This is a genomic window from Pseudomonas sp. Xaverov 83 (assembly GCF_019352905.1).
Classification (GTDB): domain Bacteria; phylum Pseudomonadota; class Gammaproteobacteria; order Pseudomonadales; family Pseudomonadaceae; genus Aquipseudomonas; species Aquipseudomonas yamanorum.
This window is the reverse complement of the sequence record NZ_JAAAFU010000026.1, coordinates 58,067-73,746: the sequence shown is the minus strand read 5'-3', so window position 1 is coordinate 73,746 and position 15,680 is coordinate 58,067. Positions and strand designations below refer to the sequence as shown.

Below are 15,680 nucleotides of genomic sequence, written 5' to 3'. Positions count from 1 at the left end.
ACCTTTAGTGTTCTTGGGGAGTCGGCGCAGGATCGTTCAGCGGCGCGGCGCTGTTATCGACCTTCACCGGCGAGCCATTCTTGAGCTTCATCTGGCCGCTGGTGATCAGCAGGTCGCCTTCCTTCACGCCCGACAGGATCGCCACCTGATCGCCCCGGGTTGGCCCGGTCTTGATAAAGGTTTGTTGCGCCGTCAGGACTTCCTCACCCTTGTCGTCCTTGCTCGATGTGGCGATGAACACCGTGGTGCCGTAGGGGTTGTAGGTCACCGATGTCTGCGGAACGGTGAGGTAGCGCTGCGTCGCACCGGAGTTGACCACGGCGCGAGCAAACATCCCGGGCACGAGACTTTGCTTGGGGTTGTCGACGGTCGCTTCCACCGTGACGTTGCGCGTGGTCGAGTCGAACTGGGTGTCGATGGTGCTGACCTTGCCGGTGAAGGTTTGATTGGACAGGCCGTCGGCCGTCACTGAAACCCCCTGGCCGATGGCGATCGCCTCCAGTTGGGTCTGGGGCACGGTGAAGTCGATGTAGATCGGATCAAAGGTCTGCAGGGTGGCGATCTTGTCGCCGGGGTTGAGGTATTGGCCCGGGTTGACGCTGGTGATCCCGATGCGCCCGGCAAACGGTGCGCGAATGGTCTTTTTCGCCACCAGCGCGCGCTGTTGTTCGGCGGCAGCGAGCTTGGCTTTCAGGTCGGCGGTGTCAGTGTCCACTTGTGCCTGGGAGATGGCGTTGACCGCCAGTTGCGCCTTGTCACGCTTGAGGACGATCACCGCCAGATCAGCCGTAGCCTCCAGGGAATGCAGTTGCGCGATGTCCGAGTCGGCATTCAACTGCACCAGCAGCGCTTGCGCCGCCACCTCTTGCCCCGGCGTAAAGCCGATGGTGCGCACGATGCCGCCCACTTCAGTGGTCACATCCACCCCTCTGACCGCCTTCATCGATCCTACGGCGCTGACATTCGGTTGCCAATCGCTGAACGGCACCTTCATGGCCGTGACCACGGAGGCGGGCCTGGGCATTTTCGACTGCGCGATCAGCGCCGAAATCTGCACGAACTTCACCCCGGCAATAATCGCCACAATCACCAGCACCACCACGATCATGATGAGCATCGGCCGCCACAGTCGACGCTTGCGCGGTGTGCCGGGCTCGGGTGGCAAGGGAGAGGCAGTAATGACGTCAGCCATGGGTGTTCTCGCTGTTTCAGATTTCAGTTCAGTCGAACCGTGCCGAATCGGCAGGCGCTGCCTTGTTTTTGGCCGGCATGATCTCGTTCCACGACGGCAGGCCGAAGCGATCAGGCCGGCCCTTGGTGGCAGGGTCCACATCGGTTCGGTTCCACCACCCGCCACCCAATGCCTGGAAGAGCGCCGTGGTATCGCTGTAACGGGAAGCCTGCGCCTTGACGCGGGCCAGCACGGTGTTCTGGTAGGTTTGCTGGGCCGTAAGCAGGTTGATGTAGGCCACGGCACCGAGCTTGAACTGCGCCTGCACCAGGTCCAGGTTGGCTTGGGCAGAGCGCTCGGCCACCACCTGCTGGTTGAGTGCGTCGGCGTCGGCCTCCAGCGCCCGCAGCGCGTTGGCCACATCCTGGAACGCACCAATCACCGTGCCACGGTAGCGGGCTGCCGACTCGTCATAGGCGGCCAAAGCGGCGCGTTTACGATGTTCCAGTGCGCCGGCATCAAAGATCGGTTGGGTAATCGACCCGGCCAGGCTCCAGACGCCACTGCCCGCCGAAAACAATTTAGTCCCGCTGGCCACCGTGGAGCCCACCGACCCGGTAATGCTGAACTGGGGCAACTGATTGGCCACGGCGACACCAATGTTCGCACTGGCCTGATGCAGTTGCGCCTGGGCAGAACGCACATCCGGCCGCTGGCCGACGATGGCCGAAGGCAGGCTCAGGGGCAGTTCTTCCGGCAGGTGCAGGGAGGCCAGGTTGAAGCGCTCATCCCGGTCCTGGTTGGGAAACCGGCCGAGGTAGGCCATCAACTGGTTGCGGGTCTGCGCCAATTGCTTTTGCAGGGGCGGCAGGCTGGCACGGGTTTGCGCCAGTGCGGTCTGCTGCGTGAGCACGTCGGTGTCGCCGATGGCCCCCAGCCGGCGCTGCGCCTGCAGGAGGTCGAGCTGGCCGCTCTGGATCCGGATGATTTCTTCGGTGGCGGCGACTTGATCGCGTATCGACGCCAGACTGACCGCCGTATTGACCACGTTGGAGGTCAATGTGAGATACGTCGCCTCCAGCTGGAAGCGCTCGTACTCGGCCTGTGCCGAGGTGGATTCGATTTGCCGGCGCGTACCGCCGAACACGTCCGGCGCATAGGACACACTCAGCGACGCCGAACTCACCGTGAGAATCGGTGACTCCGGGATGCCCGAGGTGACGCCTGAGACTTTCTCGCGGGCCTTCTGCACATTGCCGCTGACGGAAGGGAAGAGCGACGCCTGGTCGGCATAGACCAGTTCATTAGCCTGGCGCAACGCCGCCTGGGCCGCGGTGACATCCGGGTTGGCACGTAACGCTTCTTCCACCAGCGCGTTCAATGCCGGGGAGCGGAACAGCGTCCACCATTGCCCGGGAATATCCATCCCGGCAATCAGCCGCTGTGCGGCGCCGCCGGCGTCGATATCGGCCTTGGCGGTGGCAGAGAGTTTCTCTCGTGAGTAATCGGCATTCGCCGGCACATCGGGCCGCGTGAAATCCGGCCCGACCGTACAACCCGCGAGGGCGATGCACAGCAGACTCAAGGGAGCCATAAGGTGTGGTTGTCGAAAAAGGGCGCGTATATGCGCCACTGGTTGCGGTGCCGATGCAAGCTGCCGAGGCTGCTCTTTCATATTTACTCTGATTAATCAGCGGGTTAACTGTTTGGTTGAGCAATGAGTGGCGGTGCATCAGGCCGGCCCATGAAGGACGCGGGTTGACTGGGGTAACGTCGCGTTGGTCAGGTGGATTGAACGTTAATTCAAGATTGCGGTAACCGCCAATAGAGGGAATCTTTATCGGGCGGGGTTCGGTGAGGTTCGGGACTATCTGCGCAGGTGGTATCAAGCATAGAGGCTTACCGCGAATGACCTGTATGAAGTTAAAGTGCCCGCTTGATAAACGCGTTTTAACCTCGAAAGGGACGTCGATTCACCATGAAAAAAGCTTCTCGCATTCTGCTCACCGTTCTTTTGTTGGGTCTTGGCGCCTCAACCCAGGCGGCTGAAGGTTTCATTGGCACCGGTACTAACGCCGGTAACGGTTACGAAGCCGATGGCCACGGCGGGCTAAGGGGCACCGGGGGAAATCTGGGCGGCGACTACGAACTGCAAAAAGACGGGTCGCTGAAGGGCACTGGCACCAATATTGGAAGAGGCTTTGTCCCGGCCGATGACGGCGGCCTCACCGGCACCGGCAACAACCTGGGCAAAAGGTTTAGCCCGGATGGCGCGGGTGGCTACAAGGGGCACGGCGCCGCCTATGGCGAAGACTACAAGTCTGACGGCAAGGGCTATTTCCGCGGTGAAGACACCGCCTTGGGCGGTAGCTGGAGGTCCGATGGCAAGGGTGGCTATGAGGGGACGGGGGAAAACCGCAAGCGTGGCTACGAATCCGATGGCCGTGGCGGGTACATCGGCACGGGGAAAAACCGTGGCCGTGGGCTTGAATCCGACGGCAAGGGCGGTTTTATCGGCACTGGCGACAATGCCGGTGGCGGCTGGGTACCTGACGGCTACGGTGGCTACAAGGGAATCGGCAACGTAAAAGGCGAACACTGGCGGCCTGACTGATTTCCCGACTGCCGCCGATAAATGCATTATTTGCATTTTTATCGAATTAGGTTATGCGCAATCAGTATTTTACACGCAGCATCCTGGGCTTCATCGTATAGGCAAGCTGGATTACCTATAAACACTGCCGAGACCGCACGCGCGGATCGACTTTAAATGCTTGAGAAGGCATCTGGAGACGAACGTGCGTTACCTGAAAAAACTGGCGGCCGGGTTGGCCGCCACACTGCTGTGCCTGACCGCGAACGCGCAAACGCTGGTGGTCGGAGACCAAAGCTACAACGCCCAGGCCGTGATGGAAGCAGCGGGGGTGCTGGAGGATCTGCCCTATACCCTTGAATGGAAGCAGTTCACCGCCGGGTCTCCGGTGGCGGAAGCCCTCAATTCCAACAGCCTCGATATCGGCTTGCTCGGTGATGCGCCCGTGCTGTTCATGGGTGCGCTGGGTGCGCCGATCAAGGTGATTGCCATCAGCCAGCAAAACCTCGAGGGCGTAGCCATCCTGGTGAAAAAGGACTCCTCGATCCACAGCCTTGCGGATCTGAAAGGCAAGCGCGCCGCCATCTGGAAAGGCTCCTGGAGCCAGCAACTGCTGCTGACCGCCCTGGATAAAGCGGGCGTGCCAAAAGACTCCCTGGAATTGCGTTACCTCAGCGCGCTGGATGCCTCCCACGCGCTGGAAGGCGGTTCCGTTGACGTCATCGCCACCTGGGAACCCTACGTCACCCAACAGGAACGCCAAGGTGCGCGAGTACTGGCGACCGCTGAAGGGCTGATCCCGGCCCAGAGCTTCATCGCTGCCAGCACCCAGGCCGTCGACGGCAAACGTGCGCAAATCAGTGATTTTCTCCAACGCCTGAAAAAAGCCCGCGACTGGACTCGCCAAAGCCCGGCCAACGCTGACGCCTATGCCGATGCCTGGGCCAAGCGCACCCGCGCAGATGCCGACATTGCCCGCGCCTGGTTTGCCCGGGCACGTACGACGGTTGAACCCGTGACGGCCCAATCGCCTGTTGAGGCGCAAAAGACCGTGGACTTTTTTGCAAGCCAGGGACTGGTCAAGTCTTACCCGGCAGCCAAGCTGTTCGACGACTCCTTCGCGGCGTCCTTGCAGCCTGCCGTCGCCAAAATTCAGCCCTGAACGCTTCAAGGAATACGTCAGACATGACCCAAAAAAGACAGCTCAAACTGGGCGCCCTGACCATGGGCTGCGGCGGGCCCGGCCGCCACAATCTATGGCTCGACCCTCAACTGCCGGCCGATGCCAGCGTCAACGTCGACTGGTACATCGACATCGCACGCCAGGCCGAGGCAGCGTTGTTCGACTTGATATTTATCGTCGACAGCCAGTTCATCACCCCGGGCTCGCCATCCCACTACCTGAATCGGCTGGAGCCGCTGACATTGTTGTCGGCACTGGCCGTGAGCACCCGGCATCTGGGCTTGGTCGGCACGCTGACCACCTCTTACAACTCGCCCTATAACGTTGCGCGGCGCCTGGCCTCACTCGACCTGATCAGCAAAGGCCGCGCTGGCTGGAATGTGGTCACCAGTGGCGACGCCGGTACCGCCGGCAACTACAGTCGCGACGAACATTATGACTACGACACCCGCTATGGCCGGGCAGCCGAACACGTCCAGGTGGTGCAGGGGCTGTGGAACTCCTATGAGGAAGAGGCTTTCGTGCGTGACCGGGCCACCGGCCAATTTCTCGACCCGAGCAAACTCCATAGCCTGAACCACAAAGGCGAGCACTTTTCAGTGGTCGGGCCGCTGAATATCCAGCGCTCATCCCAAGGCCAACCGGTGATCTTCCAGGCCGGCGATTCGGAACAAGGCCGCGACCTCGGCGCCGCCACCGCCGATGTGATCTTCACCCACGCGGCCAGCATCGAGCAGGGCCAGGCGTTCTACCGGGATATCAAGGGCAGGGCGGTGCAACATGGCCGTGATCCGGAGCAATTGCTGGTGATGCCCGGCGCCGAGATTTACGTGGGCGACACTGATGAGCATGCCCGTGAAATCGAACAGCACTACCATCAGGCCGATCACAGTTTTGAGCTGGCGCTGAAGGAGTTCGGGCGCAATTTCGGCTGGCATGATTTCAGCCAGTACGACCTGGATGCTCCGTTTCCGCAGGAAAGCCTGGAGGCTGCCCGCAGCAGTTTTTTCACGGCGGCCAAACGGATTGCTGACCAGGCCCGGGACAAAGGCTTTACGTTGCGCCAGGCGGTGGAGTTTGGGCGCCAGTTGCGCCCGGGGGCGTTTGTCGGGTCGGCGGAGACCGTCGCGGGGAAAATGGCTGACTGGTTTGAAGCCCGTGCGGTGGATGGTTTTAACATCTACATCGGCCATCCGGAGCAGTTCAACCGATTCACCCAGGAGGTCATCCCGTTGTTGCAGGCGCGTGGCGTGTATCGCACGGCGTATGAAGGAACGACGCTGCGGGAAAGCCTGGGGTTGCAGATTCCGCGCTTTGCTCGCAACGGCGGTGTTTGACTCAAAAAGGGCGTTCAGATGAATAAACTGGTTGGCAGCGGAATTTTTTAGACATACTGAGGGTTCAAGCCACTCATTTGTCCCGAGACTTTCCTGATGCCATCCCAACCCGCACAAGGGTCGTTCAATCAGGACGACCGGTATCGACTGCTCGTCGACGCAGTAGTCGACTACGCCATCTACATGCTGGATACGAACGGGTTGATTCGTAGCTGGAACTCGGGGGCGAAGAAGATCAAGCAGTACGAACAGAGTGACGTGCTGGGCAGGCATTTTTCGCTGTTTTACACCCCGGAAGATCTGGCCTCGGACTTGCCCGCCCGAGCGCTCAAAAGCGCCGAACAGTCAGGCCGCTTCGAGGGCGAAGGCTGGCGCATCAGGAAAGATGGCACGCGTCTGTGGGCGCTGGTCATTATCGACCCGATACGCGCCGACGATGGCACGCTGATTGGCTTCGCCAAAGTCACACGGGACCTGACCGAGCGCAAGGCTGCGGAGCAGGCCCTGCGTCAGAGCGAGCAGCAATTCAGCCTGCTGGTGCAAGGCGTTACCGACTACGCGCTCTATATGCTCGACCCCAACGGCGTGATCACCACCTGGAACGCCGGTGCCCAGCGCATCAAGGGATATGAACCGGCAGAAGTCATCGGTAAACACTACTCCCTGTTTTTCCAGCGTGAGGATGCAGACAACAAGGTCCCGCAGCGCGCCCTTGAAACGGTTATCCGGGAAGGTCGGTATGAAGGGCAGGGTTGGCGCCTGCGCAAAGACGGCACCGGGTTCCTGGCCCATGTCGTTATCGATCCGATAAAGAATGAGCAGGGCGAGCTCGTGGGTTTCGCGAAAATCACCCGGGACGTTACCGAGAGCGTTCAGGCTCAACAGGAGATCAAGGAAACCCGGGAGGCGTTATTCCAGGCCCAGAAAATGGAGTCTCTGGGGCAGCTCACCGGCGGTATCGCCCATGACTTCAACAACCTCCTCATGGTGATTCTGGGGAGCCTCGAACTCGCCAAGAAGCGTGTCCCTCAGGACTCCAGAACCTACTCATTACTGAATAATGCCATCGCCGGCGCCCAGCGCGGTGCGACGCTGACTCAGCGGATGCTGGCCTTTGCCCGTCGCCAGGAGCTTGATCCGCAGCCAGTGGATGTGGGGGATCTGATCAGAAACATGTCAGACCTGCTGTCCCGCATGTTAGGCGCAGGCATCAGCGTCGACACCCAGTTCCCACTGGTCCTGCGGCCTGTGCTGGTCGACATGAGCCAACTGGAAATGGCCGTCATGAACCTGGTGATCAACGCCCGGGACGCCATGGAAGGCCGGGGCAGGATTCTGATTTCGGCGAAGGAGGATTCGTTTCCCGGCAGGCCGGATGACTCGGAAAGGCTGATTTGCATCGCTGTCATCGACACCGGCCCCGGAATGAATGACGCGACCTTGCAGCGAGCCATGGAGCCGTTCTTTACCACCAAGGGCGCGGGAAAAGGCACGGGGCTCGGCCTTTCGATGGTTCATGGCCTGGCAGCACAGTCACAGGGCCACTTTGTGCTGAAGAGCAAGGAAGGAGAGGGCACAACCGCAGAACTTTGGTTACCGGTGGCGGTGATGGATACCACGCAGTCTGCGGCGGTGGCATCCACTGCAAACACGCCAGCTGCCTCCCATCAGCAAAGCCTCGAGATTCTGCTGGTAGACGACGACCCGCTGGTGCTGATCAGCACGGGAGCCATGCTTGAAGATCTGGGCCATCATGTTGTGGCGGCGGCAGACGGGCACGCTGCGTTGGCGTTCCTGGCGCAAGGCACGCGCTTTGACTTGGTCATTACGGACATGGCAATGCCGGATATGACGGGGATTGAGCTGGCCGGCAACATCGAGGCGCTGTACCCCAAGCTTCCCATCATTCTTTCGTCTGGATTTGCAGAGATATCCCTGGACCTCAAAACCACACTGACGCGCTTGCCCAAGCCATTTGATCAATCGGCATTGGCGAAAGTGATCGCCGAAACCCTGCGCACCCGGATCGAAAAGCCGTGTTGAGCCAAGCGGCTGACCGTCCACTCTTTGTTTCCATGGACGGGCCCAAAGGCACTGGTAAAACCACGCTGCTGGAAGCCGTTACCAAAGCACTGAGGGCGGACAACAAAAAGGTGATCCGGCTGTGCGAGAGAAAAAGCGATCCCTACCGAAGTGAAACAATGGTCCTGGTTAACCAACTCGCCAGAACGCCCAGCCGCGAGTTGGAGTGGGAGGTGTGTAAGCGCTTCGCCGATAGCCGTGCCTGGATTTCCCGGCACGTGCTGACTCAACAGCCTGCTGGCAGCATTGTCTTGATTGACCGCTGGTACCCGTCGGATGCCGCGTTTCGCCGTGGCGTCCCGCTGGTAGACATCCTGCAATTGAACGTTGATCGAAACGTGCAAGTGCCGGACCTGCATGTCGGGGTGGTCACCGACCCTGATATTTCATGGGCAAGGGCCGCTGCACGCCGGCGCGGGCTGAGCAGCACCGTGATCCACAGGCTGGAAGAACACATCGCCTGTACCCAGGCGTTCGAGCGAGCGGTTGCGGATCACGGCTGGGTGTTGTGCCGTAATGAAGGAACCATTGACGGCGCGACACAGCAGGTCATTTCCGAGATTTATAACGTCCTTGAATTATCCCTGTGTGATTGACCCCGCCTGCTCTTGATAGCCTTTGCGCAGTTTCTCCGCGATCAGCTTTTCCGCTTCGCGCACGGCGCGTTCGGGGCTGTCGAGGGACTTGATCAGGGTCTGGCCCTTGGTGCCGATGCGACCGAAGTTCACCACCACGTCCGCCTCCGTGACACCGATACGCCAGAACTTGTTGGAGTTGCCTTCACCAAAGGTGAACTCACGCATCGGGGGCTGTGCTTCCGGGGTTGACGGAGCCTCGACCTCAACGGTTTCCGGTTCCACTGGCTGTTCAGGTTCTGGCAGCGCAGGCGCCTCTTCACCCCGTAGCAGCGCTTCAATCTGACTCAGCACCTCTTCCGGGGCCCGCAGCCAGTCATGGCTGAGCACGTCGATAATCTTCCAGCCGAAACTGCGCAGCACGGTCGGGCGGAAGATATAACGCTCACGCACGTCAGTCGCGGCCGCCGTATCGCCGTCCAGCAACACGCCGAGGCTGAAGTGTTCACCGCTGGCGTCACTGATCGCCAGGTCGCAGCGGAACTGCGAACGACCGACGTATTCCTGCACCGTATGCCCGCGTTTGCGTAACGCGGCGGCGAGGGCGCTGCGCAGGCTGTCCTTGGGCAGGCTGACCGCAAAGGATTGCTTGGCGCCTGGATTGAGGTTGGCAAGGATGCCCTGGGATCGCGGCGCGTCGCCGTTGGCGCTGGCCTGGGCGAATTGCAGGAACCCGCGCAATGCTGCGGCACCGTCGTTGTGGGTGTTGGTGATGGCATCCGCTTCGATGCTGGAGACGATCGCCATGCGCTTGCGCGCACGGCTGAAGATCACGTTCAGGCGTTTTTCCCCGCCGCGCTGGTTGATCGGGCCGAAGTTCATCAGCATCTTGCCGTTCGGTCCTGGTGCGTAGCAGATGCTCAGGATGATCACGTCGCGTTCATCCCCCTGGACGTTCTCCAGGTTCTTGACGAACAGGCCGTTGAACTGCCCGGCGTCTTCACGCACATACTCTTGCTCAAGGCGCGTGGCAAAGGCCGAGTCACTGGCGGCCAAGTCCTCCAAGGCCTGCTCGATGGCTCCTTGCTGGGCTTCAGAGAAGGCCACGATGCCCAGGCTCAGGCCGGTCTCGCGCTGCAGCAGTTCACGCACCAGGTTGGCGATGTAGCGTGCTTCGGCCAGGTTGCTGCGACTCAGGTAGACGCCATCGCTCATCTTCAGAAAGCTGATCGGGCTGTCGAGCAGCGTATCGGCGCCCTGAATCACCGCTTGGGCATCCATGGAGTCCAGGGCCGCTTGGGCCGGGGCCGGGCGCTCGATACGCCGGTCGGGAATGGTGATCAACCGGCCTTCATAGAACGCCGCGTTGGAGAAGCTGATCAACGCTTCATGGCGGCTGCGGTAGTGCCAGGCCAACAGGGTTGCCGGCAAATTACGCGCGGCCTGGCTCAGCAGGCTGTCGGCGTCGAGGTTGATTGCGATCTGCTCGCCGTCCTCCATGGCAATCAGTTCGTTATCGTCCTGTTCGCCGGCGCTGGAGAAGAAGTTGGTGGGTGGCAATTGCATCTCGTCACCCACCACGATCACCTGCTGCGCACGACTCAAGGCCGGCACGGCTTCTTCGCTGGGGATCTGGCTGGCTTCGTCGAAAATCACCACGTCGAACAGGTCCGGGGTCAGCGGCAGCGTGTCGGACACCGACAGCGGGCTCATCAGCCAGATAGGCTTGAGGTCGTTGATCACGCGGCCACTGTCACCACTCGCCATTTCGCGGATGGAGCGATAACGCATGGTCTTGCCCAGCTCATGTTCCAGTTCACGGCGGCCCTTGGCGTAGGCTTTCTTGAACTCACGGGCCTGGGCGTCCAGCTGGGTCACCGACATCGCCGATTGCTTCACGTGTTCCAGGAAACGCTGGTGCAGGGTGGCGCTGAGCACATGGGCGTTGTGTTTGAGCAGGCTGCTTTCAGCCTGGCTGACCTGCCGCGCCGCCAGGCTCAAGGCCGGGCCATCGAAGCGTGCCAGTTGCGGGTTAGCACGATACAGGCGGGTCAGGTTTTCCTGGGCAATCAACCCATCCAGCGCCTTTTGCGCCAAGGCGTGCTGTTGCACGGCCAACAGGCAGACGGGGTCGGCCTGGTGCAGCTCATTGAGCAGGGGCAGGGTGTCGGGCAGTTCGTCGAGTTCTTCACGCAGGTCGCGCAAGTATTCGGCCAACTCGCCCAGGCTCGGTGCCGGTTCAAACACGCAGTGCTGGGCAACCAGCTCGGCCAGGCGTGCAACCGGCTGGCGCAGGCTGGCTTCCTGGCGTACACCCGGCAGGGGGTTCGGGTTACCGCGCAGGCCTTCGACCCACTGGCGCAATAACGGTGATGTGCTCAGTTGCTGGAGCAGGGCTTGCAGGTTTTGCACGAACTGGTCGATGTCCTGGATGCCGTAGTGACTTTGCAGGCGCTGCTGCTCGGCCTGCAACTCGGCGGTGGCGCGGTGTTCGCCGGCCAGGTTATCGAGCACGCTGCGGTAGCTGGGGCGCACCGCGTGCTGGCTGAAGTCGTAGCGCCGTTGCAACTCGCCGCGCAGCCGCCACCAGGCCGGTTGCAGCCAACGCAGCAACGAGCCTTCCAGGCGCTGCACCAGATCCTGTGCGGCCTGGGTGTCCTGGGGCGCGAGTTTGTCGCGCCAATGGCGGGTGGTTTCAGCGGCGTTGTGTTGTTGCACGGTCAGCGTTTGCAGCGCGGCTTGTTCGGCCTGCAACGCCTGGGAACCGGGTGAGCCTGGTTCCAGCAGGTCGAGGTGCGATGCCAGGTTGGCGCCGGTCAATTGCTCGGCTGCCTGGGTCAGCACCCGCGCATCCGCGAGACGCGTGTTACTGGACAGCAGGCTGGAGGATGACTCCAGAAACGGCTCGACGCTGTCCATCAGCCCACCGGCTTCATCCAGGAACGCCTTAAGCTGGCCATAGGCATGTTCGTGGGTAATGAGGCTTGAGGCCAGATGGCTGAAAGGGTGACGCGCAAAACTGTCGAGGCCGAAGCGCTCATTGATCGCCTGATACAGGCGGCCAGTCAGTTCACTTTGCGCCTGCCAATGACGCCATTCGGGCAAGCGTTCCAGGACTTCGGGCGGCAGCTTGGCAGCCACAGGCGGCAGGTCGATCAGATGCCGCACCAGTTCGCGCACCGAGCAGGCCAGCGTTTCCGGCACCTCGGTCATGGCCTGTTCAAAGCGCTCGATCAGACCCAGCTGTTGGCCCAGGGTGGCCAGTGTGGCGCTGCGTCGGGCTTGCAACTGCGACGACTGGGCATCGCCGGCTATCCAGCGCTCATAGCATTCGCGCAAGTTGCCCACGAAGGCCTTTTTGTCGGTCTGGGAGTCGTGAATCAGGCAGCACAACTCACCCAGTTCACTCTGTTGCAGGCGATGGAACACCACATCCAGTGCCGCGCGCTTTTCGCACACGAACAGCACCCGCAGGCCGCGACCGGCATAGTCGGCGATCAGGTTGGTGATGGTCTGGGACTTGCCGGTACCCGGCGGCCCCTGAATGATGAAATTGCGCCCGGTACGGGCCAGGCTGACGGCGGCATTCTGCGTCGCATCGCCGGCCACCACGTTCCATTGTTCCGGCAGCGGGATCGGGTCCGGTGCCTGGACTTCCACCTCCCGGGGCTCAATGGAGAACATCCGGTCAAACGCTTCGTTCTGCGCCGGCTCGTCGATCAACTGCGCGTAATCACGCACCAGCGACATTTTGCGGTAGTTGAAGTTGGCCAGGGTCACCTGGGTCAGGTCGATGTCCCAGGCGTAGCGATGCCCCTGATTCTCGGGCAAAGCGTAGGTACTGTTTTCAGTGCTGCGGGCGACCATTTGTGGATGCTGGTCGCGCAGCGAAGGTTTGCCACCGACCGCCATGCGCAGCGGCAACACGCTGGGCAGGACTTTTTGCTGGAACAGTTGCAGGCCCAACGGGCGGTAGTCTTCGCGGTCGTAGCTGAAATCCGGCTTTACCAACGGCATGGCCGAGCGCTGACGGGCGCGGCGCCGCTGGAAGTGCTGCAGGTGCTGCACTGCCTTCTGGTGGATCAGTTCGATTTGCGCTTTGCTTTGCAGGCGCAACTCCACGCCGGGCTCGGTCAGCTTGATCTGGCGCGCAATATCCGCGTGGATTACTTCAAGCGAGGTTTTTTGCAGGTCGACGGTTTCCGGCAACTGGATATCGTAGAGCTGGCGCAACTGATGACGCAGTACCGGGTTGAATTCGGCCTCGGTCTCATCGCACTGCAACATGAACTGGTCGCGCACACCTTTTTTGCGGCTCAGCTCCACCGGCAGCCACAGCAGCGGGGTGACGATGCGTTCTTCCGGCGTGTCCTTGAGGTTGTGCCAGCGCATGAACGCGACCACCAGGCGCAGGTTGCTGAAGCCGAACTCGGCACGATCGCGGCGGGTTTCCTGGATGATGCGTTCCAGGGACGCCTGCAGCCAGGTCTGGTCTTCAAACCGCAGCCATTGCTGCAGGCCAACCGGCTTGCCGCTCAACACCTGCTCGGAGAAACCACCGAAGGTAGGCTGCCAGGTGCACAGCGATTCAGGTCGGATGCTTTCGATCCGCATCACCAGCGGCACGCTGGCCACGGTCAGGTTGACGTTGGCCTGGGTCGGCCGGAAGTGCAGCAGGCGATTGCGCCGCGACAGGTCGAACAGCCGGTTGCGCAGGTGCTCCAGCACCACGGTGCGCCGCGACGCCGGGCCTTCGGCCTGGGCCAGCACACGCTCGACATCCAGGCTGGCCGGCTGCTCGCGCCAGGACTCCAGGCGCCGGGCCAGGGAACTGACATCGGTGGCGCGCTCATGCCGGTTGAGTTCGGTCATCTCAACGATCAGGTTGGCCAACACCGGGTTAAGCCGGCCGTTGAGCTGAAACAGGTTGCGCCGGTGCCGGGCAAAGGTCTTTACGTCGTTGATATCGGCAAAGTCCGACCCGCAGGCCAGGCACGCGAGCAACTGCCCGAGTTGGAAAATATCGGTGATTTCGTCGTGATGCCCGAGACGATGCTCCCAGCTGTGCAAGTCCGTGAGGAACACCGGGTGGTCGATGGCCTGGTGCGGGTCTTCCTGCACGTGCAGGTCGGTAATGGCCACGCCACTTTCCGAATCCCGGGTCAGGCGTACCGTGCCGACGATATTCAGCGCCGACTCCGGATTGGGCTGCACTTGCTTGATCGCTTCCAGCGCCAGACGCGGCGGTACACCTTCGGGGTTACGCAGTTGCAGGGTGCGCTCCGGCCCTTGCAGCACGTCGAGATAACTGAGCTGGGCGACACGCCCCTGATCATGCAGTTGCGCCACCTGGCGCAGCAGCGGCAACGCCAGGAACACCACATCATCGATAGGCACGGCAGCGCCATCGTGGCTCTGCAGCAATTGAGTGAAGGTGACGGGTTGGGTTATTGGGTCCATGTGTCGACCTCCGCTTTGAGCGCGCGAGCGATCGGGTCGAGCTCACGTTTGGGTAATTTGATATCGCGTTTTAGCACGCTGATAAAGTCGTCGGCGCTGCCGAGTTTCTTCGCGGTGCGCGCGGCATGCAGCAATGCTTCGTCGCGCAGGTCACGGTCCACCAGGCTCAAGTCGAGCATGATGAAGTGCAGGTATTCGTGGATGCTCGCGTCGATACGTTCGGCATTCAGCGTGCCAAGGTCCAGGGGCGTTTCATTGTCTTTCCAGTCGGGAAAGAACCCCCGCACCTGATTGAGCACAGCGTCCGACTGCAACACCGGTGCACTGATAAAGCTGGCGATAAAGCCGCGGGTGAGGGCGGTCAGCTCCACCTGGTCGGTCACATCCAGGCGACTGAGCGACAACGGCCCGCGCAATCGGCGGTGCAGCCAGGCGTCCGTCTCCGGGAGCTGCTGCCACCAGCTGTCTACTGCCTGGGAACGCAGAAACGCCTCCGGATGCGATACGCCCTGAGACAGCTGTGCATCCTTGCCATCCAGTTCACGGGCCTGCTGCAGATAGCTGGCCGCATCGACGCTGACAATCCCGGTGTGAATCTTCACCAGCGAGGTAATGGACGCTTCCGGCCCACTCGCCACCAGGGCCGCACCGCGGTCGGCGTAGATTTCGGTGTGCAGGCTATATAAACGTGCGGTCTGTTCCAGACTGGCTGGCGTATACACGTCAGCCATCGCGTGATTCAGAATGCGGTCGGCGGTGAGATAGTCCCCATCGTGCTCCGACCACAAACGGTAATGGGCCAGCTCATGCCCCAGCAACGCCAGCAACTCCTGGGCGTCGAGCCGTTCAAGAATCGGCCCGTAGAACACCACATGCACCTCACCGGCCAGGTAATACAGGCTCGCATTCATCACGCCGTCGCCGGCCTGGTAGAGCGTGGCGGGTGCCTGGATCTGCAAGCACTGCAACGCCGTCTCGCAAGCCTGATAGGCCTGCGGGTGAGTCTCGGGGCTCAGGCGATAGGTGTCTCGCAGCAATTGCGCGCGTACGTCCTGGGCATGTTCCTGCTGAACACCCAGGGACGAGGCCCAGCTCCACACGGCAGGTTCACTGGTTTTCAGGTACTCGACCACCTGTTGGTGGTAAGGCAGTGGCGTCAGGCTGCTGATGTCCAGCGCGGGGGTACTCATCGTTCAAACGTCCTTGAGGATACGGCTCCATAAGCTGCGCCTGGGCTGGCATCCCGGTATCAGTGATAGGCAATAAACGCGGAGCATAC

9 protein-coding genes are annotated in these 15,680 nt (G+C 61.4%); 5 read left to right on the top strand and 4 right to left on the bottom strand.

The window, feature by feature from the left end; translation table 11 throughout:
* Positions 1 to 4: 4 nt before the first annotated feature.
* Together K0H47_RS10495 and K0H47_RS10490 are read right to left on the bottom strand one after the other, a co-directional pair.
* Positions 5 to 1,192 (bottom strand): efflux RND transporter periplasmic adaptor subunit, encoded by a 1,188-nt coding sequence (locus K0H47_RS10495; protein ID WP_093209950.1) that lies wholly within the window; start codon positions 1,190 to 1,192, stop codon positions 5 to 7.
* A 28-nt stretch (positions 1,193 to 1,220) separates the two neighbouring features.
* On the bottom strand, positions 1,221 to 2,765 hold the full coding sequence (locus K0H47_RS10490; RefSeq protein ID WP_219272534.1) for an efflux transporter outer membrane subunit: 1,545 nt from the start codon (positions 2,763 to 2,765) through the stop codon (positions 1,221 to 1,223).
* Between the two features lie 384 nt (positions 2,766 to 3,149).
* On the opposite strand from K0H47_RS10490, the gene K0H47_RS10485 reads away from it, so the two are divergent.
* From K0H47_RS10485 to K0H47_RS10465, 5 genes are all read left to right on the top strand, one after another.
* Positions 3,150 to 3,785, top strand: coding sequence for a hypothetical protein (locus K0H47_RS10485; protein WP_063030183.1), 636 nt, complete (start codon positions 3,150 to 3,152; stop codon positions 3,783 to 3,785).
* Positions 3,786 to 3,969: 184 nt separating this feature from the next.
* Positions 3,970 to 4,926 (top strand): ABC transporter substrate-binding protein, encoded by a 957-nt coding sequence (locus K0H47_RS10480; protein WP_063030181.1) that lies wholly within the window; start codon positions 3,970 to 3,972, stop codon positions 4,924 to 4,926.
* Between the two features lie 23 nt (positions 4,927 to 4,949).
* Entirely contained in the window at positions 4,950 to 6,284 is a 1,335-nt protein-coding gene (locus tag K0H47_RS10475; protein WP_219272532.1) for an LLM class flavin-dependent oxidoreductase, read from the top strand.
* A 96-nt stretch (positions 6,285 to 6,380) separates the two neighbouring features.
* Positions 6,381 to 8,327: a PAS domain-containing sensor histidine kinase gene (locus K0H47_RS10470; RefSeq protein ID WP_219272530.1), complete on the top strand. Its 1,947-nt coding sequence runs from the start codon at positions 6,381 to 6,383 to the stop codon at positions 8,325 to 8,327.
* Positions 8,328 to 8,359: 32 nt separating this feature from the next.
* Complete coding sequence (locus tag K0H47_RS10465) at positions 8,360 to 8,962, top strand: dTMP kinase (RefSeq protein ID WP_063033965.1); 603 nt, start codon at positions 8,360 to 8,362, stop codon at positions 8,960 to 8,962.
* Here K0H47_RS10465 and K0H47_RS10460 read toward each other — a convergent pair.
* Both K0H47_RS10460 and K0H47_RS10455 read right to left on the bottom strand, forming a co-directional pair.
* Entirely contained in the window at positions 8,945 to 14,401 is a 5,457-nt protein-coding gene (locus tag K0H47_RS10460; RefSeq protein WP_219272528.1) for a WGR domain-containing protein, read from the bottom strand. The genes K0H47_RS10465 and K0H47_RS10460 overlap by 18 nt on opposite strands.
* Positions 14,389 to 15,591, bottom strand: a complete 1,203-nt coding sequence (locus tag K0H47_RS10455; RefSeq protein WP_093209963.1) for a M48 family metalloprotease — start codon at positions 15,589 to 15,591, stop codon at positions 14,389 to 14,391. Before K0H47_RS10455 ends, K0H47_RS10460 begins: the two co-directional genes overlap by 13 nt.
* Positions 15,592 to 15,680 lie beyond the last annotated feature (89 nt).

Excerpts from the sequence above, each read along its gene's own strand:
- K0H47_RS10495 (WP_093209950.1), bottom strand. The coding sequence starts at position 1,192 with ATGGCTGACGTCATTACTGCCTCTCCCTTGCCACCCGAGCCCGGCACA.
- K0H47_RS10490 (WP_219272534.1), bottom strand. The coding sequence starts at position 2,765 with ATGGCTCCCTTGAGTCTGCTGTGCATCGCCCTCGCGGGTTGTACGGTC.
- K0H47_RS10485 (WP_063030183.1), top strand. The coding sequence starts at position 3,150 with ATGAAAAAAGCTTCTCGCATTCTGCTCACCGTTCTTTTGTTGGGTCTT.
- K0H47_RS10475 (WP_219272532.1), top strand. The coding sequence starts at position 4,950 with ATGACCCAAAAAAGACAGCTCAAACTGGGCGCCCTGACCATGGGCTGC.
- K0H47_RS10470 (WP_219272530.1), top strand. The coding sequence starts at position 6,381 with ATGCCATCCCAACCCGCACAAGGGTCGTTCAATCAGGACGACCGGTAT.
- K0H47_RS10465 (WP_063033965.1), top strand. The coding sequence starts at position 8,360 with ATGGACGGGCCCAAAGGCACTGGTAAAACCACGCTGCTGGAAGCCGTT.
- K0H47_RS10460 (WP_219272528.1), bottom strand. The coding sequence starts at position 14,401 with ATGGACCCAATAACCCAACCCGTCACCTTCACTCAATTGCTGCAGAGC.
- K0H47_RS10455 (WP_093209963.1), bottom strand. The coding sequence starts at position 15,591 with ATGAGTACCCCCGCGCTGGACATCAGCAGCCTGACGCCACTGCCTTAC.